Source organism: Streptomyces canus, from assembly GCF_030816965.1.
In the GTDB taxonomy this organism is placed as follows: Bacteria; Actinomycetota; Actinomycetes; order Streptomycetales; family Streptomycetaceae; genus Streptomyces; species Streptomyces canus_E.
In genome coordinates this window covers 749,917-775,971 of sequence record NZ_JAUSYQ010000002.1, presented here as the reverse complement: position 1 = coordinate 775,971, position 26,055 = coordinate 749,917, and the positions used below count along the sequence as shown (strand labels likewise).

At 71.4% G+C, this 26,055-nt stretch carries 28 protein-coding genes and 1 pseudogene; 13 read left to right on the top strand and 16 right to left on the bottom strand.

Annotated elements, in window-relative coordinates:
- Positions 1-71: 71 nt before the first annotated feature.
- Complete coding sequence (locus QF027_RS04545) at positions 72-623, bottom strand: hypothetical protein (RefSeq protein ID WP_306985804.1); 552 nt, start codon at positions 621-623, stop codon at positions 72-74.
- 167 nt (positions 624-790) lie between these two features.
- A complete protein-coding gene (locus tag QF027_RS04540; RefSeq protein ID WP_307072785.1) occupies positions 791-1,780 on the bottom strand; it encodes a fibronectin type III domain-containing protein in 990 nt (329 codons plus the stop codon).
- A gap of 112 nt (positions 1,781-1,892) precedes the next feature.
- Here QF027_RS04540 and QF027_RS04535 point away from each other — a divergent pair, with 112 nt between their 5' ends.
- Both QF027_RS04535 and QF027_RS04530 read left to right on the top strand, forming a co-directional pair.
- Positions 1,893-2,054: a hypothetical protein gene (locus QF027_RS04535; RefSeq protein WP_307072783.1), complete on the top strand. Its 162-nt coding sequence runs from the start codon at positions 1,893-1,895 to the stop codon at positions 2,052-2,054.
- Positions 2,055-2,129: 75 nt separating this feature from the next.
- Positions 2,130-2,846 (top strand): glycoside hydrolase family 75 protein, encoded by a 717-nt coding sequence (locus QF027_RS04530; protein ID WP_307072781.1) that lies wholly within the window; start codon positions 2,130-2,132, stop codon positions 2,844-2,846.
- A gap of 15 nt (positions 2,847-2,861) precedes the next feature.
- Here QF027_RS04530 and QF027_RS04525 read toward each other — a convergent pair whose 3' ends face one another.
- On the bottom strand, positions 2,862-3,623 hold the full coding sequence (locus QF027_RS04525; protein ID WP_306985811.1) for an SDR family NAD(P)-dependent oxidoreductase: 762 nt from the start codon (positions 3,621-3,623) through the stop codon (positions 2,862-2,864).
- A 160-nt stretch (positions 3,624-3,783) separates the two neighbouring features.
- On the opposite strand from QF027_RS04525, the gene QF027_RS04520 reads away from it, so the two are divergent.
- A complete protein-coding gene (locus QF027_RS04520) occupies positions 3,784-4,422 on the top strand; it encodes a TetR/AcrR family transcriptional regulator (protein WP_307072779.1) in 639 nt (212 codons plus the stop codon).
- Positions 4,423-4,459: 37 nt separating this feature from the next.
- Here QF027_RS04520 and QF027_RS04515 read toward each other — a convergent pair whose 3' ends face one another.
- The 6 genes from QF027_RS04515 to efeU form a co-directional block, all read right to left on the bottom strand.
- A complete protein-coding gene (locus QF027_RS04515; RefSeq protein ID WP_307072777.1) occupies positions 4,460-4,870 on the bottom strand; it encodes a PTS-dependent dihydroxyacetone kinase phosphotransferase subunit DhaM in 411 nt (136 codons plus the stop codon).
- Positions 4,863-5,462 carry a dihydroxyacetone kinase subunit DhaL gene (gene dhaL / locus QF027_RS04510; protein WP_306985817.1) on the bottom strand — a complete coding sequence of 200 codons (600 nt, stop codon included), beginning with the start codon at positions 5,460-5,462 and terminating at the stop codon, positions 4,863-4,865. Before dhaL ends, QF027_RS04515 begins: the two co-directional genes overlap by 8 nt.
- Positions 5,463-5,499: 37 nt before the next feature.
- Entirely contained in the window at positions 5,500-6,492 is a 993-nt protein-coding gene (gene dhaK / locus QF027_RS04505; protein ID WP_306985819.1) for a dihydroxyacetone kinase subunit DhaK, read from the bottom strand.
- A 95-nt stretch (positions 6,493-6,587) separates the two neighbouring features.
- Complete coding sequence (locus QF027_RS04500) at positions 6,588-6,710, bottom strand: hypothetical protein (protein WP_306985821.1); 123 nt, start codon at positions 6,708-6,710, stop codon at positions 6,588-6,590.
- A 20-nt stretch (positions 6,711-6,730) separates the two neighbouring features.
- The gene (efeB, locus tag QF027_RS04495; protein WP_307072775.1) at positions 6,731-8,002 is read right to left on the bottom strand and encodes an iron uptake transporter deferrochelatase/peroxidase subunit; all 1,272 of its coding nucleotides are present in this window, start codon (positions 8,000-8,002) and stop codon (positions 6,731-6,733) included.
- A gap of 38 nt (positions 8,003-8,040) precedes the next feature.
- The gene (gene efeU / locus QF027_RS04490) at positions 8,041-10,071 is read right to left on the bottom strand and encodes an iron uptake transporter permease EfeU (protein ID WP_307072773.1); all 2,031 of its coding nucleotides are present in this window, start codon (positions 10,069-10,071) and stop codon (positions 8,041-8,043) included.
- A gap of 235 nt (positions 10,072-10,306) precedes the next feature.
- Between efeU and QF027_RS04485 the strand changes: the two genes are divergently transcribed.
- Positions 10,307-10,498: a hypothetical protein gene (locus QF027_RS04485; protein WP_307072771.1), complete on the top strand. Its 192-nt coding sequence runs from the start codon at positions 10,307-10,309 to the stop codon at positions 10,496-10,498.
- Between the two features lie 297 nt (positions 10,499-10,795).
- On the opposite strand, the gene QF027_RS04480 is transcribed toward QF027_RS04485, so the two are convergent.
- Both QF027_RS04480 and QF027_RS04475 read right to left on the bottom strand, forming a co-directional pair.
- Positions 10,796-12,169, bottom strand: a complete 1,374-nt coding sequence (locus QF027_RS04480) for a Tat pathway signal sequence domain protein (RefSeq protein ID WP_307072769.1) — start codon at positions 12,167-12,169, stop codon at positions 10,796-10,798.
- A gap of 337 nt (positions 12,170-12,506) precedes the next feature.
- Positions 12,507-13,502 (bottom strand): Lrp/AsnC family transcriptional regulator, encoded by a 996-nt coding sequence (locus tag QF027_RS04475; RefSeq protein ID WP_307072767.1) that lies wholly within the window; start codon positions 13,500-13,502, stop codon positions 12,507-12,509.
- Positions 13,503-13,651: 149 nt separating this feature from the next.
- Between QF027_RS04475 and QF027_RS04470 the strand changes: the two genes are divergently transcribed.
- Together QF027_RS04470 and QF027_RS04465 are read left to right on the top strand one after the other, a co-directional pair.
- Complete coding sequence (locus QF027_RS04470; RefSeq protein WP_373432402.1) at positions 13,652-15,259, top strand: MFS transporter; 1,608 nt, start codon at positions 13,652-13,654, stop codon at positions 15,257-15,259.
- Positions 15,260-15,781: 522 nt separating this feature from the next.
- Positions 15,782-17,515: a glycoside hydrolase family 15 protein gene (locus QF027_RS04465; protein ID WP_307072765.1), complete on the top strand. Its 1,734-nt coding sequence runs from the start codon at positions 15,782-15,784 to the stop codon at positions 17,513-17,515.
- 128 nt (positions 17,516-17,643) lie between these two features.
- Here QF027_RS04465 and QF027_RS04460 read toward each other — a convergent pair whose 3' ends face one another.
- Positions 17,644-18,021: a DUF6479 family protein gene (locus tag QF027_RS04460; RefSeq protein WP_306985834.1), complete on the bottom strand. Its 378-nt coding sequence runs from the start codon at positions 18,019-18,021 to the stop codon at positions 17,644-17,646.
- A 107-nt stretch (positions 18,022-18,128) separates the two neighbouring features.
- Here QF027_RS04460 and QF027_RS04455 point away from each other — a divergent pair, with 107 nt between their 5' ends.
- Positions 18,129-18,503 carry a ferredoxin gene (locus QF027_RS04455; protein WP_306985836.1) on the top strand — a complete coding sequence of 125 codons (375 nt, stop codon included), beginning with the start codon at positions 18,129-18,131 and terminating at the stop codon, positions 18,501-18,503.
- Between the two features lie 128 nt (positions 18,504-18,631).
- Positions 18,632-19,810, top strand: coding sequence for an acyl-CoA dehydrogenase family protein (locus QF027_RS04450; protein WP_307072763.1), 1,179 nt, complete (start codon positions 18,632-18,634; stop codon positions 19,808-19,810).
- Positions 19,811-19,871: 61 nt separating this feature from the next.
- Here the strand turns inward: QF027_RS04450 and QF027_RS04445 are convergent.
- Positions 19,872-20,845 (bottom strand): annotated as a pseudogene (locus tag QF027_RS04445) (AMP-binding enzyme); the annotation flags it as partial.
- A 180-nt stretch (positions 20,846-21,025) separates the two neighbouring features.
- Between QF027_RS04445 and QF027_RS49995 the strand changes: the two are divergent.
- Positions 21,026-21,184, top strand: coding sequence for a hypothetical protein (locus tag QF027_RS49995; protein WP_444876085.1), 159 nt, complete (start codon positions 21,026-21,028; stop codon positions 21,182-21,184).
- Between the two features lie 73 nt (positions 21,185-21,257).
- Positions 21,258-22,268: an enoyl-CoA hydratase/isomerase family protein gene (locus QF027_RS04435; protein WP_307072759.1), complete on the top strand. Its 1,011-nt coding sequence runs from the start codon at positions 21,258-21,260 to the stop codon at positions 22,266-22,268.
- A 53-nt stretch (positions 22,269-22,321) separates the two neighbouring features.
- Here QF027_RS04435 and QF027_RS04430 read toward each other — a convergent pair whose 3' ends face one another.
- The gene (locus QF027_RS04430; RefSeq protein WP_307072757.1) at positions 22,322-23,335 is read right to left on the bottom strand and encodes an NADP-dependent oxidoreductase; all 1,014 of its coding nucleotides are present in this window, start codon (positions 23,333-23,335) and stop codon (positions 22,322-22,324) included.
- 299 nt (positions 23,336-23,634) lie between these two features.
- The gene (locus QF027_RS04425) at positions 23,635-23,787 is read right to left on the bottom strand and encodes a hypothetical protein (RefSeq protein ID WP_307072754.1); all 153 of its coding nucleotides are present in this window, start codon (positions 23,785-23,787) and stop codon (positions 23,635-23,637) included.
- On the opposite strand from QF027_RS04425, the gene QF027_RS49520 reads away from it, so the two are divergent.
- Positions 23,775-24,011 carry an AMP-binding protein gene (locus tag QF027_RS49520; protein WP_373432401.1) on the top strand — a complete coding sequence of 79 codons (237 nt, stop codon included), beginning with the start codon at positions 23,775-23,777 and terminating at the stop codon, positions 24,009-24,011. The two genes, QF027_RS04425 and QF027_RS49520, sit on opposite strands and share 13 nt — an antisense overlap.
- On the opposite strand, the gene QF027_RS04420 is transcribed toward QF027_RS49520, so the two are convergent.
- Positions 23,971-24,438: a winged helix-turn-helix transcriptional regulator gene (locus tag QF027_RS04420; RefSeq protein ID WP_306985848.1), complete on the bottom strand. Its 468-nt coding sequence runs from the start codon at positions 24,436-24,438 to the stop codon at positions 23,971-23,973. The two genes, QF027_RS49520 and QF027_RS04420, sit on opposite strands and share 41 nt — an antisense overlap.
- A gap of 104 nt (positions 24,439-24,542) precedes the next feature.
- On the opposite strand from QF027_RS04420, the gene QF027_RS04415 reads away from it, so the two are divergent.
- Together QF027_RS04415 and QF027_RS04405 are read left to right on the top strand one after the other, a co-directional pair.
- Positions 24,543-25,043 (top strand): PaaI family thioesterase, encoded by a 501-nt coding sequence (locus QF027_RS04415; RefSeq protein ID WP_307072752.1) that lies wholly within the window; start codon positions 24,543-24,545, stop codon positions 25,041-25,043.
- Positions 25,044-25,389: 346 nt separating this feature from the next.
- Positions 25,390-25,980, top strand: coding sequence for a TetR/AcrR family transcriptional regulator (locus QF027_RS04405; RefSeq protein ID WP_307072750.1), 591 nt, complete (start codon positions 25,390-25,392; stop codon positions 25,978-25,980).
- Positions 25,981-26,055 lie beyond the last annotated feature (75 nt).

The window sequence follows — 26,055 nt, the reverse complement described above, 5'->3', positions numbered from 1 at the left end:
AGGCGTACGGCCGCGACCGGTGACGGAACGCTTTCAGGGGCGGTGAGGCCGCGACCGCCGACCGAACGCTTTCAGAGGCGGTACGGCCGCGACCGGCGACGCAGGAACCAGGCCGCGGCCACCCCGCCGACCGCCACCAGGCCGCCGCCGACTGCCAGCGTCAGGGTGCCGTAGTCCTTGGTGGCGCCGCCCAGGCCGCCCATGACACCGCGGGACGGGGAGGCCGTGGCCGTCGCCGAGATCGTGGGCGTCGCGGCCCCCGAGACGATGATCGACTGGGTGCCCGCGGTGCTGTTGTCGAAGGCGCACCTCACGATGACGGTGTATGTCCCGGGGCTCACGCTCGACCAGGCCGCGGACTGCAGCGAAGTGGTTCCCGACAGGGCCACCTGGCGGCCCTGGCTGAAGTTCGTCTGGCTGCTGGTGAGAAGCGAGGCGGTGCCCCAGCCGCCGGTGGGCGCGGTGCGGGAGCATGTCGTGGTCGTGACGGAGACCGTGGATCCGGAGGTGCTCACGGAGATGCCCGACGCGGCGGCGGCCGGCCCGGCGGTCAGGGCGAGCGGCAGCGCGGCGACGGCCGCGACGGTCAGGCCGGAGCGGAGAAGAAGCTGAGTAGTGCGCATGGACTGCCCTCCGGCGGCACGGTTGGCGGTACATCCGTGGCGCCGCCGAGGTGGGGGAAGGGCCGTGCTGCCTCAAGGAGAGCCAACCCGCACACACTCCGGCCCGCATGGGGAGCGCCGCCGGGCAGGTGACGGGTTCCCTCGTCCGGCGCAGGCGTGAGGAGCCGTCACCCGTCACCGGCAGGGCCCGTCGTCACCGTCCTCTCGGCCGACAGCCCGCCCCAGGTGCCGTCCGGCAGCCGGGCCCGGATCCGCACCCGGTGGCTCTCCCCGGTCTCGCGTCCCAGGTAGAAGCTGTACGTCGCCCTCCCGCGCGGAGGCGTCCCGCCGAACACGAGCGAGGTGGCCGCCCTGCCGTCGAGGTGGACCTGGTACTCCGTGACGACGCCGTCCGTCTCGGGCGGCACCCAGGCCAGGTCGAGGTAGTACGCGCCGTCGGCGTCCCGCCGCGTGGTCGCACGGAAGTCCGTCGGCGCGGTGCCCCGGCCGTCGTCGCGGCCCGGCGTGGTCAGACGGACGCTGTCCCCGGCCGGCGAGAGGTTGTCGGCCGCGTCCCGGGCCCGGACGGTGAAGGCGTAGCGGGTGCCCGGACGCAGGCCGGTGACCACGGCCACCGTCTGGTCGCCGCCCACACTGTGGATCTTCGTATCACCCTGATAGATGTCGTACGACACCACGTCCCGGTCGTCCGCCGAGGCGCCCCACGTCAACTCGACGGCCCGGCTGCCCGCCGTCCGGCCCCGCAGCTCGCCGGGGCGTGTCGGGGCGGAACGGTCCGCCGCCATGGCCGCCGGAGTCGTCGCCCGCACCTCCCGGCTGGGTGGGCCGAGGCGTCCCTCGGTGTCGCGGGCCCGCACGCTGAAGACATACGGGGTGGCGGGTCTGAGCCTGGTGACATCCACCATGTGCTGTGAACCCGGCACATCCTGGACCTTCGTGGTGCCGCGATATACCTCGTAGCCGTGGACGCCCGCCCCGGAGGACACGGCGTTCCACATCAGGTGCACGCTGGTCGCGCTGCCCGCGGCCGCGGTGACACCCACGGGTGCGGCGGGCAGCCGGCCGCTCTCGCCGTCGTCGGCTCCGCCCCACGCGCAGGAGGTGAGCAGCGCGAGCAGTGCGCAGAGCGGCGCGGAACGTCGTAGGGGAACGGGCACGTCGCTGCCTCCCCGGTGAGGACATCACTGCAATGGTCCGGACCAATATGGCGCCGCTGTGCGTGCGTATCAAGAGGGCGGACCGTGTGGGCCGGGCTCGGGAGGGCTACGTATGCTGAGGGTCTTCACGGCCGAACTCTCCATGAGGAAAACGGAGTTCGTGCTGGTGGCGCGGACCGCTGTCGTCGCTGTCCCCGCGCCGGTACGGGTGGCCGGGAGGCTCGGGGTCGTCGAGGGCTCGGGCTCCCGGTCCCTGCCCCGTCCGGACCCCTAGGGTGGCCGCATCGTTGAGTCGGCATCAGATTGGGCTGAGTGCTCGTCGATGCCTCCAAGGAGAGGGTCCCTTATCGTGCGTGTCCAGTCGCTGACGCTGGCCGCGGCAAGTGCCGCTCTGCTCGCCCCGACGACGTCCCCCGCCACGGAGCCTGCCGCCGCCACGGAGCCCGCCGCCGCCCGGACGGAGCCGGCGGTGCGGCACGAGGGTGACGTCAAGGCCGCCGACCTCCTGGCCAGGGTGCGGGAGTGCGCCCCCGTCTCACGCGGCCGCTACCGCAGTGACGACGGCACGGCCGCGACCATCCCGGTCTGCGGCACCCGTCAGGCCGTCTTCTGGAAGGCCGACATGGACATCGACTGCGACGGCCGGCCCGGCAGTCACTGCAATCGCCGCACCGACCCGGCGTTCTCCGACACCACCGCCCACCAGCAGTCCGACGGCCGCTACCTGAGCGCCGAAAGCCTGCCGTACATCGTGGTGCCGGCGGCGAGCGGGATCTGGGACTACCGCGAGCACGGGGTGCGCGGCGGCACGGTCGCGGCCGTCGTGTACGGGGACCGGGTGCAGTACGCCGTCGTCGGGGACGTGGGCCCGGACCACATCATCGGCGAGGCGTCCTACGCCACCGCGAAAGCCCTCGGGATCCGTCCCGATCCGCGCGGCGGCGGAGTGCCTTCCGGCGTCACCTACATCGTCTTCAAGGACACGCAGGTGAAGCCGATCGAGGGCCATGCCGCCGCCGTCGCGACGGGGGAGCGGCTGGCGAGAGTGTTCGTAGGGGCGAAATGACGCGGGGGGAATGCGTCAGACAGCCGACCAGCCGTCGTCCACGGGCAGGACCACGCCGTTGATGTTGCTCGCCGCGTCCGACGCGAGGAACACGATCGCGGCGGCCTGCTCCTCGGGCTCGGCCAAGCGGCCGGCATTGACGAAGTGCGGGCCGAGCGCCGCCGGGCCGTGGGCCTCCTGGTCGGCGTCCACGACGATGGAGGTCGCGGTACCGCCCGGGGCGATGGCGTTCGCGCGGATCCCCTGCTTGCGGTACATCACCGCGAGGTTCTTCGTCAGCCCCACCACGCCGTGCTTCGAGGCCGTGTAGGCGGCGCCCGCCGTGCTGCCGCGCAGGCCCGCCTCGGAGGCGGTGTTCACGATCGCGCCCCTGCCCGCCGCCAGCATGTGCGGGAGTACGGCCCGGGTGAGCAGGAAGGGCGCGGTCAGGTTGACCCGTATGACCCGCTCCCACTCCGCGTCACTCACGTCCGCGAGCGCCGACATCCGGTCCATGATCCCGGCGTTGTTCACCAGGACGTCCACGCCGCCGAACCGCTCCACGGCGGTTCGCGTCACCTGGTCCACCACGGTCTGCTCGCTGAGGTCGCCCGTGACCGCGACCGCGGTGCCGCCCGCCTCGTCGATCTCCTTGACGACGGTCTCCGCGGCCACGGCGTTGAGGTCCGCGACCAGGACCCGGGCGCCCCGGGCGGCGAAGGCCAGTGCTGTCGCGCGCCCGATACCCGAACCCGCTCCGGTGACGATGACGCCGCGTCCCTCGAATTCTCCGGCCATGGGGTGCTCCCGTCGGTCAGTGTCCGGTCCCGCGCGGGCGCTCCACCCTGCGCTGTCGCCACCATACGACTTAATGTCGGTGAGTGACATAAAATCGTGGGAGAGAATTTCCGGGAGAACGGACGCGTGATCACCGTGATCACCGGAGCCGGAGGAACTGATGACCGCAGCGCGCGGACGCACGGGACGACCGCCCCTCACCGAGGAGCGCAAGGCCGAGATACGGCTGGAGATCGCCCGGGCTGCCGTGCAGCTGTTCGTCACCCAGGGCGTGGCGGCCACCACCGGTGAACAGATCGGACAGGCCGTCGGCGTCTCGGCACGGACCGTGTGGCGCTACTTCCCCAGCAAGGAGAGCTGCGTGAGCCCGCTGTTCTCGGAGGGCATCGAGCTGATCGCGGCCCTGCTGCGGGAGTGGGCGCCGGACGAGCCCCTGGAGCGGCTCTTCGACCGGCCCCTGGCGACCGAGATCGGCGTCATCGGCGGACTCGAACGGGCTACGGTCCGCGACCTGGTGCGCCTGACCCGCACCGAGCCGGGCCTTCGCGCCGTCTGGCTCCAGACGTACGACGAGGCGGAGCCGGCGTTCGCCCGCGCCCTGGCCGAGCGCGCCCGACGCCCGGCCGACGGACTCGAACCGACCATCCAGGCGGCCATGTTCAACGCGGCCCTGCGCGCGGCGGTCGAGCACCACGCGTGGCGTACCTCCGACACGCGCACCGATCGTGCGACGGCGGAGACCGAGCTGATGGAGATCCTGCGCTCGGCCCTCGCCGTCGCGGCGGGAGGGATCAGATAGGGGCTGTGGGGTCGGGCAGGGGGCCTTGGCGGGGGTGTCACACCTTCCGGTAGCTGTACGCCTCCGCGGCGGCCGCCTCCACCGCCGCGAGGTCCGCTCCCGTCGCCGCCGTGACGACCGCGGCCACCGCTCCCTCGACGAACGGAGCGTCCACCAGCCGGGTGCCCTCCGGGAGTTCGTCGCCCTCCGCCAGCAGCGCCTTGACCGTGAGCACCGCACTGCCGAGGTCGGCCAGGACCGCGATCCCGGCTCCCCGGTCCACGGCCGCGGCGGCGCCGGCGATCAGCTCCGCACTCGTACCGAGTCCGCCGCCCTCGGTGCCCCCGGCCGCCGCGACGGGCACCTCCGCGCCACCGCCCGCGAGCCCCTTCGCCAGCTCCGCGACGGACGCGGCGACCTCCGCGCTGTGCGACACCAGCACGATCCCGACCAGCTTTCCGTCACTCACCCGAGGCCTCCGCGAGAGCGGCGATCAGCAGGGCGGCCGAGGTCGCGCCCGGGTCCTGGTGTCCGATGCTGCGCTCGCCGAGATAACTCGCCCTGCCCTTGCGGGCCTGCAACGGCGTGGTGGCCAGGGCGCCCTGCTCGGCGGCCGTCCGGGCCGCGGCGAAGCCGGTACCGAGCGCGTCGACGGCCGGCACCAGCGTGTCGATCATGGTCTTGTCGCCCGGCGCGGCCCCGCCCAGCGTCATGACCGCCTCCACCCCCGCCCGCAGCGCCTCCGCGAGCTGTTCCTCACTGACCTCGCCGGCGTCACCGAGTGCCTTGCCGGTCCGTCGCAGCAGGGTCCCGTACAGGGGCCCCGAAGCGCCGCCGACCGTCGAGATGAGCCGGCGTCCGGCGAGGATGAGGATCGCCCCCGGGGTCTCCGGGGCCTCCTTCTCCAGGGTCGCGGCCACCGCGGTGAACCCGCGCTGAAGGTTGCTGCCGTGGTCCGCGTCCCCGATGGGGGAGTCGAGGGCGGTGAGCCGTTCCGCCTCGCGGTCGACGGAGGCGGCGGTCGCCGTCATCCAACGGCGGAAGAAGTCGGCGTCGAGCACTGGATCTCCTTGCGTGGTCGGTACGTTGATCGCTTGCTCACACACCCCAGCGCAGCCCCGGTGTCTTCACCGGCGCGTCCCACAGCCGCAGCAGCTCCTCGTCCACCTGGCACAGGGTGACCGAGGCGCCGGCCATGTCGAGCGAGGTGACGTAGTTGCCGACCAGGGTGCGGGCGACCGCGACCCCGCGGTCGACGAGCACCCGCTGCACCTCGGCGTTGAAGCCGTACAGCTCCAGGAGCGGGGTGGCTCCCATGCCGTTGACCAGGACGAGGACGGGATTGCGCGGGCTCATGTCGTCCAGGATCGCGTGCACCGAGAAGTCGGCGATCTCCCGCGAGGTCATCATCGCCCGCCGCTCCCGGCCGGGCTCGCCGTGGATGCCGACTCCCAGCTCCAGCTCGCCGTCCGGCAGATCGAAGGTGGGGCTGCCCTTGGCGGGTGTGGTGCAGGCGCTCAGCGCGACGCCGAAACTCCGGGAGTTCTCGTTGACCTGCCGGGCGATCGCCTCCACCCGCTCCAGCGGCTGCCCCTCCTCAGCCGCGGCGCCCGCGATCTTCTCCACGAACAGCGTGGCGCCGGTGCCCCGCCGACCGGCCGTGTAGAGGCTGTCCGTCACCGCCACGTCATCGTTGACCAGGACCTTCGCAACCTGAATGCCCTCGTCCTCGGCGAGTTCCGCCGCCATGTCGAAGTTCAGCACGTCCCCCGTGTAGTTCTTCACGATGAACAGCACACCGGCCCCGCTGTCCACGGCGGCCGCCGCCCGCACCATCTGGTCCGGCACCGGGGACGTGAACACCTCGCCCGGGCAGGCCGCGGACAACATGCCGGGTCCGACAAAACCGCCGTGCAGCGGCTCGTGCCCCGAGCCGCCACCGGAGATCAGGGCGACCTGCCCGGCGACGGGGGCGTCCCGCCGTACGATCACACGGTTCTCGACATCCACGGTCAACTCGGGATGGGCGGCCGCCATACCGCGCAGGGCGTCCGCGACCACGGTTTCCGGGACGTTGATCAGCATCTTCATGGGTTCCTCCGGCTCAGGATGGCAGATGGGCTCGTCGTCTGCGTTCTAACAGTTCAGAACCAGTGTGGCCAGTAGCCGACGGTGCCGTCGGCGGGTCAGTCCGCCAGTCCTGGAAGGGCACCGGTGAGTCCGGCTCGAAGCCGATCCGTTCCGGCACAGGCGAGCGGGACACCGTCGCGCAGGGCCAGGTCGGTGTACATCTCCTTCTTCCAGCGCATGCGCCGGTCCGAGCGGCATCTCAGGTCGTGAGCAGTTCCCGGCCCAGCCAGTCGGTGGAGTCGCGGACGCCGGGCAGGGCGAAGAAGTAGCCGCCGCCGGTCGGGGAGATGTAGTCGACGAGGGGTTCGTCGATCAGGCGGGTCTGGGTGGCCTCGAACTGACGCTGTACGTCCTGCTGGTAGCAGCAGAACACCAGGCCCATGTCCAGGTTGCCGACGTCGTCGATCCCGCGGTCGTAGTTGTAACCCCGGCGCAGAATGCGGGAGTTGTCGGTCCTGCTGGTGCGTGGGTTGGCGAGGCGGATGTGGGCGTCGAGGGGTATCGCGGTGCCGTGCGGATCCTTGGCGTAGCGCGGGACGTCGGTCTCCTTGGCGCCGTCGAGCGGGGCGCCGGTGTCCTTGCGGCGGCCGAACATCAGCTCCTGCTCGGTCAGCGAGATCCGGTCCCAGAACTCGACGAGCATCCGGATGACGCGGATGACCTGGTAGGAGCCGCCGGTCGCCCAGGCCGGCTCGCCCTGCCCGGCCCCGACCCACACGAGCCGGTTCATCTCACGGGCCGATGTCACCTCCGGGTTGGCGATGCCGTCCTTGAAGCCGAGGAGGTTGCGCTGGGCGCCGCTGGGGCGGGGGACGTTCTGGAAGCCGTCGACGCGCCACTTGATCTGCATCGCGCCACGGGTGTGCTTGGCGATGTCGCGCAGTGCGTGCAGCACCGTGTCCTGGCGTGCGGCGCAGAGTTGCAGGGACAGGTCGCCGTGGCAGGCGGCCGGGTCCAGGTTGTCGTTGGGAAAGGTCCGCATCGGGGTGAGCCGGCGCGGCTTCGCCTTCGCGAGGCCGTAGCGGTCGTCGAAGAGCGAGGCTCCCACGCCCAAGGTGACGGTGAGGGAGTCGGCGGGGACGTCCGGGCCGAGGATGCCGTTGTCGGAGGGCGGGGCGCCGACACCGAGGTCGGCGGGGGTGCCGCCGGAGGTGAGGAAGCGGGCGCGGGTCGTCAACGTCCTCAGCAGGTCGGCCAGTTGTGCGCGGTCGTCGGTGATGACGTCGAAGGAGACGAAGGTGGCCGCGGCCGGTGCCGGGGTGAGGATGCCCGCCTGGTGGGCGCCGTGGAAGGGCACTTTCGCGGTGCCGGGGGCGTCCGCGGCCTGCGCCTCGGCCGATCCGCCGCTCGCGCTCAGGGCGAAGGCGCCGCCGGCCAGTGCGGCGCCCGCTGCCGAGGCACCGAGGGCCGTCCTCACGAAGGAGCGGCGGCCGGCACCCGCGGGACAGCCTGACGCTTCGGTGGACGGCATGGGGTGGTTCCCTTCGGGGTGTTCGTGGTCGTGGGTCTTCACGCGGACTTCCTGATCTCCAGCAGGTCCGGCACCGGCGAGAGGTCCTCCAGGAGCTGCCCTGTGGCCCCGTTCAGCCGCGCCCGCGCGGTCGCGTCGAGACGTTCGACCGGGGTCCAACTCCCGTCGTGGCGCGCGGAGTCGAGCTGCTTCTGCAGCCGGGTGATGTCCGCGTCGACGGTGCGGAGCAGGTGCGGAGCACGGGTGGTCAGCAACGGCCGCAGGACGGTGAGGAGTTCGCGGGTGCCGGTGAGGTTGGCATCAGCGGTGGCGAGTTCGGTGCCGCTGCCCTGGCCGGCATCGCCGGTCAGTTCGAACTGGAGGGTGTTCTCCAGGATCTCGTGGGCGCGCAGGGGCAGGTCGCCGGGATCGAAGTCCTGGGTGGGGAAGGCTGTGCGCAGCGCGGCGGCGTCGGCGGCGAGTTGCTGTGCGGGCGCGGTCAACTCGCTCGCTGTCTGGCCGTGCCACAGGCCGTACTCGATCCGGTGGAAGCCGGTGAAGTCCTTGTCGTGCACTCCGCCGGGAAGCCCGTCGGGCCGTCCGTCGATCTTCTGGTCGTAGTCCTGGAACGTGCCGTAGGCGGCACCGAGCGAGGCGTAGGTGCGCTGCGCGGTCAGCCAGTCGGTGCGGGCCGCACCGAGATGGCCGGCCGCGATGTCGTCGCTGAGCCGGTGAGTCCGGGCGGCGAGGGTGGTCAGGCCCTGGTTGACGTATGCCTTGTACGACTTGAGCGGCGCGGCCAGGTCGTGGGCGGACACGGGCACGACCGCGGTGGTCCCACCGCCACCCGTGACCCGGACCGCGCGGGAGGTGACCGCCTTGCCGCTGCTGGGCACACAGCGCCAGGCATACGTGCCGCCCGCGACGGTCGCCACCAGGTCACGGGTGGTGCCGGGAGCGAGGCCCTCGACCTCGCCGTAGACCGCGTCGGAGCCCGGATCGACGAGGTACACCTCGGAGGTCTTGTCGCCGGTGTTGCGCATCCGGAAGGTCCGCCGCCCGGCCTTCGGCGCGGTGAAGCCCTTGCCGCAGTCCTTCTCCGACACGGCCACGGTCCGGGCACCGGCGGGCCGGGAACCACCGAGAGCGACGGCTGCTCCCGCCAGTACGGCGGGTGCGGCGACGACCGCGACGGGAGCCACCCAGGCGGGGCGGCGGCGGGCGGGTGCCGTACCGGCGGGCTTCGTCCGCGGTGCCTTCCGGGCGGGGTCCGTGGGCCGCGTCGACGCGCCGCGCAGGAAGAGCGTCATCACGACCGCGAGATAGCCGGCGTAGCCGGCCACCTGCAACCAGGTCATGGTCGGCGTCAGGTTGAACACGCCCTGCACGAGGGTGCTGTACCAGGCCCCCGCGTCCACGCTGCCGCCGAGATCGACGGCGTACGACGTCCCGCCGGGCAGCACCGTGCCCTCCTGGAGGTCGCGCAGCCCGTACCCGAGCACGCCGGCCGCGATGACGATGAGGACGGCGCCGGTGGCGGTGAAGAACTTCGTCAGGTTGATGTGCAGGACGCGGCGGTACAGCCCCCAGCACAGGCCCGCCGCGAGGACCAGGCCGATCCCGGCGCCGGTCAGCGGGCCCGCGGAGTCGCCGGCCGCGCGGGCCGTGGTCCACAGGAACAGCGCGGTCTCCAGGCCCTCGCGGCCCACCGCCAGGAAGGAGGTGACGATCAGCATGCCCGCGCCCATGCCCAGCGCCCCGGTGACCTTCTCCCGGATCTCACTGGAGAAGGTGCGCGCCGAGCGGCGCATCCAGAACACCATGGCGGTGACGAAGCCGACGGCCACCACGCTCAGCGCGCCGCCGAACGCCTCCTGGGCGGTCGCGGGCAGGGACGCGGCGGTGAAGGTCAGCACCGCGCCGAAACTCAGCGCGAGGGAGATCGCGGCCAGGACGCCCGTCCACACCTGTGGCAGCCGGGACCGGGCATCGGACCGCACCAACGTGGCGATGAGAACGGAGAGGATGAGCCCGGCCTCGAGACCCTCCCTCAGCCCGATGAGAAAGCTCGGAAACGCGTCGTCCCACATGGCCGCGGCGACCTTCCTGGCAGTTGTCCTCGGCTGCCGTCGTCGCTGGTTAGCGAAGGCACGCCTTACCTACGCCGACCATCATGCGTGCGAGTCTGCCGCTGTCCGGTCATGGATCAGCAGTTATCCGGTCATGTCCGCGCAACGGGGCAGCAAAGATCGCCGTCATCGGGATGCGCGGCGCGCGGCTCGGACTGAGCAGGTGGGCGCCGAGATCGCGAGTTCACTCACTCCGATGCCGACCGACGGCCGCCTTGTGGGCCGGCATCCCGGCGGGCGCCGTTCTCCTCGCCGTGCCCTGGACAGCACCACCACCGGAGGCCGGCTGGGCGACCGCCGCCCGATGACCACCACGATCACCGACCTGGGTGCCGCCACGCTGCCCCGGCAGGGCAGAGCGATCGATCAGCCGGCGGCATCTCCATGACCTCCACGCAGACCGCGGAGACCTCGGCGTCAGGGCGGTCGAGGGCACCGTCACCTGGGTGGAGCCGGCCGCGACCGTGTAAGACAGCGGCTTCGAGGGGACGTTGAGCAGGACTGCTGGTCTGTGCCGCCGTTCCACATGGCCTGGCGCGCGGCGGAGCCGTCGGCGGTGGCGACTCACCCCTCGGCGACCATGCCGTGGTCGCTGCCGGCATCAGCGGGGACGGCAAGCGGCGCGACGCCGAACTCAGGGACGCACGCCGCCGGTTGACCCTGTCTGTGGTGATCGGGCGGGGAGTCAGGCCCGCAGCGGATTGGCGCGGGCCGCTGCCAGGAGGTACCAGGCGGTGGCGCCGGTGTGCCGGTAGGGGTAGTAGCCGAACCCGAAACCGGTGTCGAGCGGGCTGCTCGCCGAGACGACCCCGGAGCGGGCGGGGACGGCCGTGCCACCGACGGTCTGGGCGTCGCCGAGGAGATCCTGGGCACGCTCGATCGAGCCGAGCAGGCGGCGGGCGCGCTTCTCGTCGCCGGAGTGTCCCCGGTGGCGCAGGGCGAGCGCGAGGTGGGCGGTGCCCTCGAACCAGACGCCGTTGCGGTCCGGCCGGGGCTGGCCGTCAGCGATGGGGGCACCCTCGTTGGCCAGCAGGCTCGCGGAACTGAAGGTGACGCCCTGGTAGGACTGACCGGAGGGGACCGTGCTGTTGGGGCGGCCGGCCGTGTCCAGCACGGCCAGCTCGGTCGCGGCCCAGTCGAGGGAGCGGGAGTGGGCAGGGGAGGCGAGGGCGAGGTGGGTCCAGGTCTGGGTGTCCTCCGGGATCGGGGACTTGTTGATCGTCACGCCGTCGTTGGTGCCTGTGTAGAAGAAGCCCCCCGACGGCTCCCACATCTTCTCGACGAACGCTCTGGCCCGCGCACGACGCTCCCGCCAGACCTTGTCCCCGGTCAGCCGGGCGAGCCGTCCGAACAGGCCGACCAGGTCGGTGTTGTGCTCGGTCGAGGTGAACGGCAGTTTTTCGTCGGCCCCGTTGACCCCGAACTTGTAGCCGCCCAGCGGCTCGTCGGTACGCCCCACCCGCTCGATCCACTCGCCGATCCGTACCGCGCCGGTGAGGAAGCGCCGCTCACCGGTGCGCCCGGCGAGAGCGCCGAGCGCGATACCGGCCCACGCCATGTCGCCCACGGCGGTCCCGGTGAAGCCGAACTGCGTACCGACGTTGGCCGTGCCGTCGGCCTTGACGAACCCGTCCGGCTGCGGGGAGCCGTCGTAGAAGGTGTACGGCCCTACGTTGTAGGCCTGCCGGAGTCGGCCGTCGTCGTGCACGGGGTCGTGGGCCTGGGCGTACAGCAGCGCGTCACCGAGGGCCACGGCCCGCGACTCGCCCGCGGGGCACGCGAGATGGGCCAGGATCGCGAGGGCGTTGTCGTACGTGAACGCCGTGCTGAACAGTCCCGCCTGGTCCGTGTAGCTCTGGGTGAGCCGGATCGTGCCGTGGTCCGGGTAGGCGTCCATGGCGGCGGCGAGGAACGCCTGCGCGCGGCGGGGCGAGGAGGCCGCGGTGGTGTGCTGCGCGGCGCGGGCCGTGCCGGTGCCGGCCGCGGTGAGGACCGCGACACCGAGACCTGTCCCGATGAGCGTACGGCGGCTGAGCGGTGGGCGGGGGCGGCCGGTCATGGGTCTCCTCGGGAGGTGCGAGCGATTCGTGAGAGCGCTCTCACAGTGGCGGGATCATTCTGCTGTTGCTCCGGGGGCGGGTCAACGCTTGCGATCCGAACAGCAGTTGGCGCTCGGAAGAAGCGATGACCGAAAGGAGGGGGCTCAGGAGTCGGCGAGGGCGGCCTCGGTCATTCGGCCGATGCCGCGCGTGGGGACGCGATCAAGATTCGATCAGCAGACGGCGCCATCTGACCGTGTGAGGGCGCCGGACCGCTGAACGAAGACGTCCCCATGACCGCTGCCGTCGCGCTCGCCGGAGTCGGATGCGGGTGGCTGCCGGCCCTTCGGCGCTCCTTCACGCCGGGCCGGGAGGGACCAGCCTGCCGTGGGCGATGAGGGACGCGGCCTGTTTGAGGCGGCGGACGCGGATGCTGACGCTGTAGGCGTCGATGCCGGGGACGGTCGCCACGCGTGTCGTGAGGTAGCGGTAGAAGTCCTCCGTGTCACGGCAGTTGGCGACGACCATGATGTTGTGGTCGCCGCTCATGGCGCCGGCGAAGGCCACCTCGTCGTGTCCGGCCAACTCCTCGCCGACACCGTGGAGATGGGCCGGGGCCACCCGCAACCAGAGGGTGGCGTTGAGGTGGTGGCCCAGACGCTCGGGGAGGAGGTCGACGTCGTAGGAGAGGGCTCCCGAGGACTCCAGTGCGTCGAGCCGGCGGGTGACGCGCGCTTTCGACCAGCCGGTGAGCTCGGCGAGCCGGGTGTGGGTGGTACGGCCGTCCTCGGCGAGGGCTTCGAGGAGCGGGGTGTCCTCGGCGGCCGGCGGCTGGAGGGCGCCGGTGGGCGCGGGCGGCCGGTCAGCGGTGAGCCGGGCCACCTGGTCGGGGGTGAGATGGCCGCCGTATCCGGACCATTCGGAGGTGCCGACCGTGCCGAAGTGGCGGATCAGCAGGTCGATGCTGACGTCCAGCACGGAGGCCGCCTTGGGCAACTGCCGGAGCAGGATGTCGTCGCGAGGAGCGTCGACCGGTGAGTGGATCATGCAGATGATCTCGGAGCCACCGGAGGCGAGACCGACGTAGGCGATGTCGGGCCGACGAGTGAGGGCGTCCGCCAGCGGGGCGACACGGTCGGGACGGCAGCGGATACGGGTGATCCAGCGGGCCTGGCCGTGCGCCTCCGGGTTGATCAGGCCGATCACCCGCATCACGCCCTCGCGCCGCAGGGCCTGGTAGCGGCGGGCGGCGGTCTGCTCCGAGACTCCGGCGACCTCGCCGATGAGCCGGAAGGAGGCGCGGGGGGAGTAGTGCAGGGCGCGGAGGATTTTCCTGTCGATCTCGTCGGGCATGAGGGAAGTCTGGCAGCAGGACGAGGCTGTGTGGATGTTTGTGTTCACTTCTGGCTGTGACGTTGGGGATCTGGCTCGCTGTCACCGATGCTGGCGCCAGCGAATCACCGAACGACCGCGGCGCGCGGCGCCGTAGAGGAGAGTTCCCCGTGAATGTCACGACTCCGGCAAGCGGGTCGGCGGACCGGCGGGCGGCCACGCTCGTCATGGCCTGCCTCGGCGTCTTCGCCGCTTATCTGCCGGTCACCACGGTCGCCGTGAGCCTGCCCGCCATCCAGTCGGCGCTCGGCGCGACGACCGCCCAACTGTCGTGGGTCCAGGACGCGTTCGTCCTGCCCATGGCCGCGTTCATCCTGACCGCAGGTGTCGTCGGCGACGTCTACGGGCGCAAGAAGGTGTTCCAGGCCGGGCTGCTGTTCTCCGTGGCCGGTGCCGTCGTCGCGCTCAGCGCGCAGTCGGTGCAGGTGCTGTGGATCGGGCAGGGTCTCGCCGGACTCGGCGCGGCCACGCTGCTGCCCACCACGCTGGCGCTGATCAGTCACGCGGTGCCCGACCATCGGGAGCGCGGAAAGTTCATCGGCCTGTGGGCCACCTCGCTCATGGCGGCGCTGGCCGTCGGACCGATCGTCGCCGGAGTGATCCTCGACCACTTCGCCTGGCGCTGGATCTACCTGTTGGCGATCCCCGTCTCGCTGCTCGCGACCGTCTTCGCGGCACGGTTGCTGACCGACTCGCGCGCGTCCTACGGGCGGCGGCTGGACTGGCCGGGCCAGCTCACCGCCACGGTGGCGGTCACCGCCCTGGTCTACGGCGTCATCGAGGGCGGCGCCGACTCCTTCACCGCCCCGAAGGTGCTGACGGCCCTCGCGGTGGCCGTCGTGGCCGGTGTCGCCTTCGTGCTCGCCGAACGGCGAAGTGACAGTCCGATGCTCGACCTCACGCTGTTCCGCAGCCCGGCCTTCACCGCGACCACGCTTGTCGCGATGATCGCGTTTCTCGCGCTGATCGGCTTCTTCTTCCTGCTCAGTCTGTACTTCGGGATGGTGCAGCAACTCGGCACCCTGCAGGCCGGCTGGCGGATGCTGGTGGTGACCGCCTGCGCCATCCTGGTCGGCGGGCCCGTCGGGCGCCTTATGCACCGGGTCTCCGCGCGCGTGCTGATCACGGGCGGTCTGATCGTCGTCTCCGCCTCGCTGTTCTCGTTGACCGGTGTCGGCGCGGACACCTCTTTCGTCTCGCTGGCCTGGCGGCTGGCGCCGCTGGGGCTGGGAATGGGGGCCGTCATGACGCCGATGACCGCGACGGCCGTGGCCTCCGTGCCGCATCACCTGGCCGGTATGGCCGCGGCGGGCAACAACGCCTTCCGTCAGCTCGGCGGTGCGCTCGGCCCTGCCGTTCTGGGGGCGCTGCTGACCACCCGGGCGCTGGACAGCTTCCCGGCCCACCTCGCCGACGCCGGGATGACCGGGGCGGCGGGGGAGCGGATCTCGACCGCGGCTGACCAAGGTGGACTGGGCGCGGTCGCCGGGCTCGACCTCGGAGCGGACAGGGGGCGCGTCATGGGCGCCCTGGGGGAGGCCTTCCTGGACGGGCTGCGGCTGTGCCTGACGGTCGCGGGTTCGCTCACGCTGCTGGCCGCGGTGGTGGCCGTCGTTCTGCTGCGCCGGCCCCGGGGTGCGGGGGCAGGGCACACCCAGGTTGCCGCGTCGGGTGGGGCGGGGGGTGCGGCGTCCGTCGAGGTGGTGGTTGAGGTGTGACGGGCCGGGTGGGTGGTGGGGGCCGGTCCAGCGGGTTGCGTTGGCGGGACGCTGCTCCATCGGGTCGCGGGTTGGCTGGGCGTCGGCCTGGGCTGAGTGGTTGAGGTCGGCGGGGTGCCGGGCCGGCGGGTCGCTTTCGGCTCCGGTTCCGTGGATTCCGAGTCGTCTGACAACGGGGGCCGGGTGGCTGGGGGTCATGTCTCCTCGGTGAGGCTCCATGGGCTCCGGTTTCCTGGAGCTTCGAGCCGCCGGGCGAGGGGGGGATGTCGTCCCGTGGTCGGCCTCGTGAACCCGCCTCCCCGGGCTCCCGCTCTGGGGAGGTCCGAGTCGTCGGGTCCGTGGGAGTTTGGGTTGCTGTGGCGTCGGCTTTCTGCGGCTCGGTCCCCGGCTCCTGGCTCGACGCCCGGGGGCATCTCGTCCTCGCCGGTGCCCCGCGCGCTGGTCCTGCGCCCCCCGGCCCCGCGCCCGCCCCACCCTCCGTCACCGCCGTTGACCGCCCCACCTCCGGGGTACCCGAACGCCATGAGCACCCCCTTCCCGCCCCATGCGCTGCACGACTACGCGCTGCTGGCCGACGGAGAGCGCGGGGCGCTCATCGGGCCCGATGGCGCCATCGGGTGGATGTGTGCGCCCACCTGGCACGACGAGGCTGTCTTCAGCGACCTGGTCGGGGGGCGGGGCGCGTACGCCGTCACTCCCACCGGCAGGTATGTCTTCGGTGGCTACTACGAAGAGGGCACGCTCATCTGGCGCAGCCGCTGGGTCACCGATGACGGAATCGTCGAGTGCCGTGAGGCGCTGGCCTTCCCCGGCGACCCGGACCGGCTCGTCCTGCTCCGGCAGCTGCGCGCGGTCGACGGGCCCGCCCGCCTCTCCGTGGTCCTCGACCCGCACAGCGGGTACGGCACAGCACCGGTCGAGTCCGTCCGCCGGAGCGACGACGGAGTGTGGGAGCTGCGCACCGGCAGCCACCGATTGCGCTGGCAGGGCGCCCCACAGGCCGTCGCCGGGGGGCGGGGCCTCACCGCCGACATCGAGCTGAAGCCCGGCGAGCGGCATGAACTGGTCCTGGAGTGCGCCGTATCCCCACTGCCGGCCGACCTTCCCAAGCCGGAGCGGGCCTGGGCGGCGACCGAAGCGGCCTGGCACGAGACGGTCCCCGCGCTGGACGACACCGCCGCACCCGGTGACGCGCGGCGGGCGTACGCCGTCCTGCGCGGCCTCACCACGCAGGACGGGGGCATGGTCGCGGCGGCGACGACCAGCCTGCCGGAGCGCGCCGAGGAGGGGCGCAACTACGACTACCGGTACGTGTGGATCCGCGACCAGAGCTACGCCGGACAGGCCGCTGCCGCCGTAGGAGCCCACGACCTGCTCGACGCCGCCGTCGATTTCGTCACCGCACGCCTGCACGCGGACGGCTCCCGCCTCGTTCCCGCCTACACCGTGCACGGCGACCCGGTCCCCGCCCAGCGCGAACTCGACCTGCCCGGCTACCCCGGCGGGTTCGACCGCGTCGGCAACCAGGTCGGCGAGCAGTTCCAGCTCGACTGTTTCGGCGAGGCCCTGCTGCTGCTCGCGGCCGCCGAACGCCACGGGCGTCTCGACGAGGGCCACTGGAAGGCCGTCGAGATCGCCGTGCGGGCCATCGCCGACCGCTGGCGCCAACCGGACGCCGGTATCTGGGAGTTGAGCGACCGGCCCTGGACCCACAGCAGGCTCATCTGCGTCGCCGGTCTACGGGCCGTGGCCTCCGCAGCGCCTCGCCGTCCACTCGCCGACACCTGCACCGCCCTGGCCGACACCCTCCTCGACGCCGTCGAGCGGACCTGCCTCCACCCGGACGGCCACTGGCAGCGGACTCCGGACGACCCGTCGGTGGACGCCGCCCTGCTGTTGCCCGGCGTGCGCGGCGCCCTGCCCGCCGCCGACCCGCGTACCCGGGCCACTCTCGCCGCGTGCCGGCGCGAACTGGCCGAGGACCACTACCTCTACCGCTTCCGCCACGACGAGCGGCCTCTGGAAGAGGCCGAGGGCGCCTTCCTGCTGTGCGGGTTCGTCATGGCGCTCGCCGAACACCAGCAGGGCCGGACCGTCGAGGCGTTCCGCTGGTTCGAACGCAACCGCGGCGCCTGCGGCGCGTCCGGTCTGTACGCCGAGGAGTTCGACATCGCCCAGCGTCAGCTGCGCGGCAATCTCCCGCAGGCCTTCGTCCACGCACTGCTGCTGGAGACGGCCGCCCGGCTCGGTGAGTGAGTGAGTGAGCCGGGCGGCCGCCTCCAGCTGTGCTGACCTTTCCGCCGACGACCGCCAGCAGAGCGCGCGACACGGCCCGGCGACACGGCGGTAGAGATGTCATCCGGGCGCCGTGGCCGTGGAAGATGTCAGCCGCGCCCCGGCCCGCCACTGCCGAACGAGCCGCTGCTGCCCTCGTTCCAACGAGGCCGTTCCTGTGCCGGGCCCGTCCGGGTCGGACTGTTGCCGTGGCCCGGAAGCTCGTGCGGGGTCAGCCGGGTGTCGCTCCTGGGCACCTCGTCGGGCTCACGGTTCTCCCTGACCTCACGGACCGGCCCGCCCTCCGGCATCCTCGGCTGTTCCTCGGGGGTGGGCGGCGGCGACTCGCGGCGCTTGACGCGGACGCCCAGCCAGAAGGCGCCGATCAGCACCGCCACGACCACCACACCCGCCGCGATCACTCCGGCCGCAAGGGCGCCCCGGCCCGCGGCCATGTCCATCCATTCGGTGTTCAGGGCTTGGTTCATGCCACGCGAGTACCCCTGGCACCCCGGGCGAACCGACTCGTCCCCCGGACGGAGGAAACCCCGGGAACACCGGGTTTGGCGGCCCGGACCGCGGCTACTCGCCCGGTGTGACGACTTCGACTTCCCAGCAGGAGCTCTTCCAGTTCTTGGAGGACCGCTTCGCGTGCGCCCAGGCGTGCACCGAGTGCGCGCGGGCCTGTGCGCTGCGTGCGAGCCTGGTCGATCCGGACGGGACCGAGGAGCAGGAACTACTGCGACGCAAGGGCATCATGTGCGCCGAGGTGTGCGACGCCACCTGCCGCGTGCTGTCCGAGGACAACCATCTCGACGAGGCCGGCATCCGTGTCCAGCTGGAATGGTGCCGGTCGGTCTGCCTGGAGTGCGCGCAGGTCCTCGACCGGCATGCCGGCGCCGAGGACGCCGCCAAGGCGTGCCGCGAGTGCGCCCAGGCCTGCACGGACTTCATGGCGACCCTCGTCTGAAAGAGCCTCTTCCGCGCCCGGGGACGCTCGCCCCGCGCCCGACGGACCCCTCCTGACCGTTCCCAATTTCTGGAACACGTTCTACGGTGTGCGCCGTCAGGACCGGTTCAGGGGAGCCTGGAGGCGCCGTGCATCTCGACCACACACCCGAGCAGCAGCGGCTGCGCATCGAACTGCGCACCTACTTCGCCGAGCTCGTCCCGGACAACGCGCACGCCCGCTTCACCGACCGCGACGCCCAGAAACGCTTCTACCGGGACACCATCCGGCGCCTTGGAACGGACGGCTGGCTCGGCGTCGGCTGGCCCAAGGAGTACGGCGGCCGCGGCCTGACCGCCATGGAACAGTTCATCTTCTTCGACGAGGCCGCCCAGGCCGGCGTACCCCTGCCGCTGATGGCCCTCAACACCGTCGGGCCGACGATCATGCGGTACGGCACCGAGGAGCAGAAGTCCTGGTTCCTGCCGCGCATCCTGTCCGGGGAGATCGACTTCGCGATCGGCTACAGCGAGCCCGGCGCGGGCACCGACCTGGCCTCCCTGAAGACGCGCGCGGTGCGGGACGGTGACGAGTACGTCGTCAACGGGCACAAGATCTGGACCACCAACGGCGACACCGCCGACTGGGTCTGGCTCGCCGTGCGCACCGACCCGGACGCCCCGCCGCACAAGGGCATCACCATGCTCCTGATGCCGACCACCGACCCCGGTTACTCCTGCACCGTCATCAACACCCTCGCCTCGCACGACACCACGGCCAGCTACTACGAGAACGTCCGCGTCCCCGTCTCGCACCGGGTCGGCGAGGAGAACCAGGGCTGGCGGCTGATCACCAACCAACTCAACCACGAGCGGGTCACCCTTGCCGCCCACGGCACCATGGCGATCCGCGCCCTGCACGACGTGCAGCGCTGGGCCACGGAGACCAAGCTCGCCGACGGCCGCCGTGTGATCGACCTGCCGTGGGTGCGCCGCCGCCTCGCCCAGACCCACACCCGCCTCGACGCGCTCAAGCTCCTGAACTGGCGGATGGTGAACGCCGTGGAGGACGGCACCCTCACCCCGCAGGACGCCTCCGCGGTCAAGGTCTACGGCTCCGAGGCCCGCCGGGACGCCTACGCGTGGCTCATGGAGATCGTCGCGGCGGCCGGCGCACTGAAGGAGGGCTCGGCGGGCGCAGTCCTCCACGGCGAGCTGGAGCGGGGCTACCGCTCAGCGGTGATCTTCACCTTCGGCGGCGGCAACAACGAGATCCAGCGGGAGATCATCTCCTGGATCGGTCTGGGTATGCCTCGGGTACGGCGGTAGTCGTCGCAGGTCTCCTCGAGTCACTCCGGGGCTGCTCGGGAGCGTACGCACGGTCAGCCGTTCACGGGGTGTGACCGGCGCGGCGGAGAACCGGGCGCAGGGTTTCGATGACGCCGGGGTCGTCCACCGTGGACGGGATGGGCTCGTCGCGGCCGTCGGCGATGCCGCGCATGGTCTTGCGCAGGATCTTGCCCGAGCGGGTCTTGGGCAGGGCGGCCACGACCGCGACGTCCTTGAGGGAGGCGACGGCGCCGATGCGCTCACGTACCAGCTGGACGAGCTCGGCCTCGACCTCGCCCGGTTCGCGGCCGATGCCTGCCTTGAGGACGACGAAGCCGCGCGGTACCTGTCCCTTGAGTTCGTCGGCGACGCCGATGACGGCGCATTCGGCGACGTCGGGGTGGGCGGCCAGGGCCTCCTCCATGCTGCCGGTGGACAGTCGGTGTCGGCGACGTTGATGACGTCGTCGGTGCGGCCCATGACGAAGACGTAGCCGTCGTCATCGAGGTGGCCGCTGTCGCCGGTGAGGTAGTAGCCGTCGTGGGCGGAGAGGTAGGAGGCGAGGTTGCGGTCGTCGTCGTTCCTGAGCGTGGGGAGCGCGCCGGGCGGCAGGGGGAGCTTCACGACGATCGCGCCGTCGACGCCCGGGGGCACCGGCTCGCCCGCGGGACCGAGGACGCGGACGTCCCAGCCCGGCAGGGGGCGGCTGGGGGAGCCGGGGTTGACGGGGGCGGCTTCGATGCCGACCGGGTTGGCGACGATGGGCCAGCCGGTCTCGGTCTGCCACCAGTGGTCGATCACCGGGATGCCCAGGAGCGCGCTCGCCCAGTGATAGGTCTCGGGGTCGAGACGCTCACCGGCGAGGAAGAGGTAGCGCAGGTGGGAGAGGTCGTAGCCGGCGGTGAGCGCTCCCTTCGGGTCCTCCTTCCTGATCGCCCGGAAGGCGGTGGGCGCCGTGAACATGGTCTTGACCCCGTACTCGGCGGCCACCCGCCAGAACTGGCCCGCGTCCGGAGTGCCGACCGGCTTGCCCTCCCCCTTGCCGTTCCCTTCCGGCATCAGTTCGGCCGCCCGTTCGGCGACCTCATGCCGTAGGGCGGTCCACAGGACGCGTACGGCGGGGTGTGTCACCGCCTCGCGGCGGACGGCCAGGGTGACGCCTTGGCAGCTGACAGGCTCGTAGAGGCACTGCGATCACTGTGTCAGGATCTCGACGTGCCCACCCCTCAAGCCCACGGCGTCGACAGGGACGCGTGGTTCCTCCTGGCGCCCCTCATGGCCGAGCAGGCGCTCGCGTCCGGGTCCCTTGCCAACCACCCCGTCGTACCCACCGTGGACGAGATCCAGGATCTCTACGCGCAGATCTACGCCTGACCCCCGACGAATGAGGAATAGGAACATGATGGCCACGACAGCCAGGTCCGCGCGGACCACGAGGTGCTGACCCATGACTGACACCGCTGCCGCAGAGATTCTCGCCGACGTCCACCGGGGCGTGGGCCGCATCCTGCTGAACCGGCCCAAGGCGCTCAACGCCCTGACCACGGACATGGTCGCCGCCATCGACCGCCGGCTCGCCGAGTGGGAGGGCACCCCGCTGTCCGCCGTGGTGCTCGCGAGCACCAGCACGAAGGCGTTCTGTGCCGGTGGAGACATCCGCACGATCCGCGAGCACAGCCTCGCCGGGGACGCCGAGGCCAGTGAGCGGTTCTTCGCGTCCGAGTACCGGCTCAACGCCCGGATCGCCGAATATCCCGTGCCGGTCGTGTCGCTCATCGACGGCCTGTGCATGGGCGGCGGTCTCGGTCTGTCCGTCCACGGCGGCTTCCGCGTCGTCACCGAGCGCGCGGTGCTGGCGATGCCCGAGACCGGGATCGGGTTCTTCCCGGACGTCGGAGCCAGCTACTTTCTGCCGAGGCTGCCCGGCGCGATCGGCATGTACCTGGGACTGACGGGGCACCGGCTCGACGCGGCCGACACCCTGTACACAGGGCTGGCCACGCACTTCGTCCCCGCCGACGGGCTCGACGCGGTCGGCGACGCGCTGGCCGAGAACCCCGGCGATCCGGTGGACGTGGTCCTGAACCGTCTCGGCAGCCGTTCCCCGGCAGCGGAGAGCAGGCTGGCGGAGGCACGCGGGGAAGTGGACTGGGCGTTCGGCGCGGCGACCCTCGGCGAGATCGAGAAACGCCTGCGTCACCTCGACACCCCCTGGGCGGCAGGCGCACTGGCCGCGTTGGAGTCCGCCTCGCCGCAGAGCCTGGAGATCACTCACGCCCTGCTGTCCCGGGGCAGGCAACGCACGCTGCGCGAGTGCCTCGCCGCTGAACTCGCCCTCGCGCGTACGACCATCCGCACGCCGGACTTCCTGGAGGGCGTCCGTGCGGCCCTGGTCGACAAGGACCGCACCCCCGACTGGCAGCGTGTGGCGCTCGGCGGACGGACATCGCCGTCCTGAAGGGGCGGGTTGCGGTGACCGTGTCGGACGTGGAGTCCGGGGCCGGCACGGTCTCAGTCGTTGTCGGGCACCATCGAGACCACGACCTTGCCCGCCTTGGTGCGGCCCTGCTCGACGTAGGCCATCGCCTCGAGCGTCTGGTCGAACGGGAAGGTGCTGTCGATGACCGGGTGGAGCTTCCCGCTGTCGTAGAGGGCGCCGAGCCTGCGCAGCTGGGAGCCGTCGGCCCGCATGAAGAAAAACTGATAGCGCACGCCCAGCGCCCTGGCCTTCTTGCGGATCTTGCGACTGAGGACGCTCATGACCAGGCCCATGAATGAGGGGGCGCCGAGCTGCTCGGCGAAGCCGGCGTCCGGCGGACCGACGACACCGATGGCCAGACCGCCGGGCTTCAGCACGGTCAGCGACTTCTCGAGGTTCGCTCCGCCCACGGAGTCCAGCACCAGGTCGTAGCCGGCCAGCACCTTCGAGAAGTCTTCCTTGGTGTAGTCGACGACGACGTCGGCGCCGAGACTCCTGACCAGCTTCTCCGTGTCGGTGCTCGTGGTCGTGGCGACCGTGGCGCCGAGGTGCTTGGCGAGCTGGATGACCGTCGAGCCGAGGCCACCGGCACCGGCGTGGATGAGCACCTTCTGTCCCGGCCGCACATGGGCCCGGTCGACGAGGATCTGCCAGGCGGCCAGGGCCACCAGCGGCACGGCGGCTGCCTCTTGGAGGGTGAGGGAGGCCGGCTTGGGGGCGACATCGTCCATGTCGATCGCGATGAACTCCGCGAAGCCGCCGATCCGCAGGTCGCGCGGCCGGGCGTAGACCTCGTCGCCGACTTCGAAGCCGTGTACGGCGGAGCCGACCCGCGTCACGACGCCGGCCACGTCGTGGCCGAGCACGAAGGGAGGCTTGTACTTCAGGAGCTGCTTGAACTCCCCGTTGCGGACCATTTTGTCCAGCGGATTGATACTGGCGGCGCTCACTCTGACCAGGACGTCGCGGTCTCCGACCGTCGGCTCGGGTACGTCTGCCGCGTGTACTCCGTCCTTGCCGTACTTCTCGACGACGAAAGCCTTCATGCCCGGCCGCCTTTCTGTGTGGGTTTTCCAGTGTTTGATGTGATTCTTCGCGCAAGGTGCCCTGCGCGCCCCTTCGTGTGCGGTCAGGTTGGTGCGCCGATCTCGGACGCTACTTCCTGAGTATGTAAAAGTAAACTCAGCTGAGGCTGGGATCACCGTTCACGATCGGCCACTCGATCGGCGGGTTCATTGCCTCACCCTGTCGCTTCGCCTCCGCGACAAGAAGCAGCCGCTGCCCGGCGCCATCGTGTCGATCTCCCCCGGTGTGGGAGGCCTGGGGCGCGGCACGGGCCTCGAGTTCACTCGGTGAGGCCGTAGCGCTCGGCGAGGTAGCCGAAGGCGGCGTGCCGCGGACGGGACGCCGCGGACGGGACGCCGCGGGCGTACGCCGCGGAAGTCGCCGAGCAGCCGACGACTTTTCCGACGGTCGAGCGCGAGGGTGACGACGACACCGCAGGTGGTCCTCTACACCTCCGGCGCGACCGGCCGGCCCAAGGGCGCGGAGTTGCGTCACCGCAACGTGTACGACAACACGCTCGCCGGCGTCGACCTGTTCGCCGCCGACTTCGCGCGCCCCGACACGTACTGCGTCTCACCGTCGGCCGGCCCGCGACCGCGACCGCGAGGTCGATGGATCAGGACCGGAGGCGGGCGCCCTTCCCCAGCCGGGCGGTGACTTCACGGGGAGTGAGAGCGGAGTGGTCCGCGGAGCATTCGACGACGACGCGGACCGGGGCGTCGCAGTCGGTGTGGCGGACGTCCAGGACAGGCCCCTCCGGACCGAGGGCATATGTCTCGCCCCACTGGGTCAGTGCCATCAGAACGGGCCACAGGTCCCAGCCCTTGCGGGTCAGGCGGTATTCGTTGCGGGGGCGGCTGCCGGGCTCCCGGTAGGGGACCGTCTTCAGGATGCCGGCCGAGGTCAGCTTGCGGAGGCGGTCACTGAGCACGGCTTCCGAGAGGCCGATGTGGCGGTGGAAGTCGTCGAAGCGGCGAACGCCGTTGACGGCGTCACGCAGGATCAGCAGCGTCCATTTCTCCCCGATCACATCGAGCGTGCGCTGGACGGGGCAGTTCTCCGTGCTCGCCTCAAGCCACTCCATCCCGCCATCGTAAGGGCCTGACTTCTCCATTGACAGTCAGGCGACCAAAAGCCTAGCTTCGCTTGGAGAAGTCAGCTGACAGTCAGAGGGAAGGGCGCCGGACCGTGGGGCGAACGCGTACGTATCAATGGGACGATCCCGCGATCTCGGCGGAGGCCGCCGGGCGCATGGCCGGCATCGACTTCCTGCGCGAGGTGCAGGCCGGCCGGCTTCCGCCGGCGCCGATCAGTCACGCTGTCGACTTCGCCCTGGACGAGGTGGAGCCCGGCAGGGCGGTCTTCTCGCTGACGCCGGCGGAGGAGCATTACAACCCGATCGGCAGCATGCACGGCGGCGTCTTCGCCACGCTGCTCGACTCGGCGGCGGGCTGCGCCGTCCAGTCGCTTCTCCCGCAGGGGATGGCGTACACCTCGCTCGACCTGACGGTGAAGTTCCTGCGGCGGGTCACCGTGGACACCGGCCCGGTGCGTGCCATCGGCACAGTCGTCAACAAGGGCCGTCAAACCGCCCTCGCCCAGGCCCAGTTGGTCGACGCGAACGACCGTCTCCTCGCCCACGCCACCAGCAGCTGCATGCTCTTCCCGGTACCCGCCCCTCGGGTGTGACCAGTCCGACCCAGCTACGAAAGGATCAACGACCGCAACCTCCGCAGAGGCTCACGTACCGCCCTCGAGGTCACCAGCGAGGCCGGGCGCCCCCGGGCCACCGCCGAAGGCGTCGTCACTCTGCACGGACCCGGCGCCGCGCCCGCCGTCGAGTGGGGATGGCCGCTTCCGCCGCTGACCCGAGTGGCGGTGCAGGGCTGCGCACTGGCCTGCCCTCACCGATGAAAGCCCCACGCTCGCCCGCCCGTCGCCTCTGCCGACTCTTTGGATTACGTTTGCAATACCATAGAATGGCTGAGTCGGTGAAGGGCAACGGGTCCTTCCGGCCGGCGAGGGAGCGTGTGGCGTGGTGCGGTACGGAAAAGAGCACAAGTCGGAGACCAGGCAGCGGATCATCGAGACGGCGGGCCGCCGGTTCAAGCAGGACGGTATCGACGGCTCCGGGGTCGCGACGCTCATGAAGGACGCGGGGCTGACCAACGGGGCTTTCTACGCTCACTTCGCATCCAAGGATGACCTCGTCACCACGGCCGTCGCCGACCAGTTGAAGGCGCAGGCCGAGAACGTCGTCGCGCTGGCCGCGCCCGGCCGGGCCGGACTTGAGCAGATAGTGCGGGGGTACCTTTCGCCCCAGCATCGGGAACAGCTTGGCGACGGCTGCCCCAACGCCGCTCTGCTCGACGAGATCGGGCGCTGTACCGAGACGACCAGGCAGGCGTACACCGACGGTGTGCTGATCCTTGTCGAGGGCATTGCCGACCGCATGGCGCCCGAGGCCCCGTCCTCCGCACGTGTGAAGGCACTCAGCCTGCTCGGCATGATGGCCGGGACGCTGCAGCTTTCCCGCGCTCTGACCGACAGCCGCCTCGCCAACGAGCTCCTCGATCAGGGGATTGACAACGCCCTCGCCCTGCTGGACAGCTGGCAGCGCGTCTGACGCGCTTCCGTGCGCGGACCGGCCGCTCCAGTCCGCCTTCGCGCCGGACGATCCGATTCGGGCGCGTCGGCGACC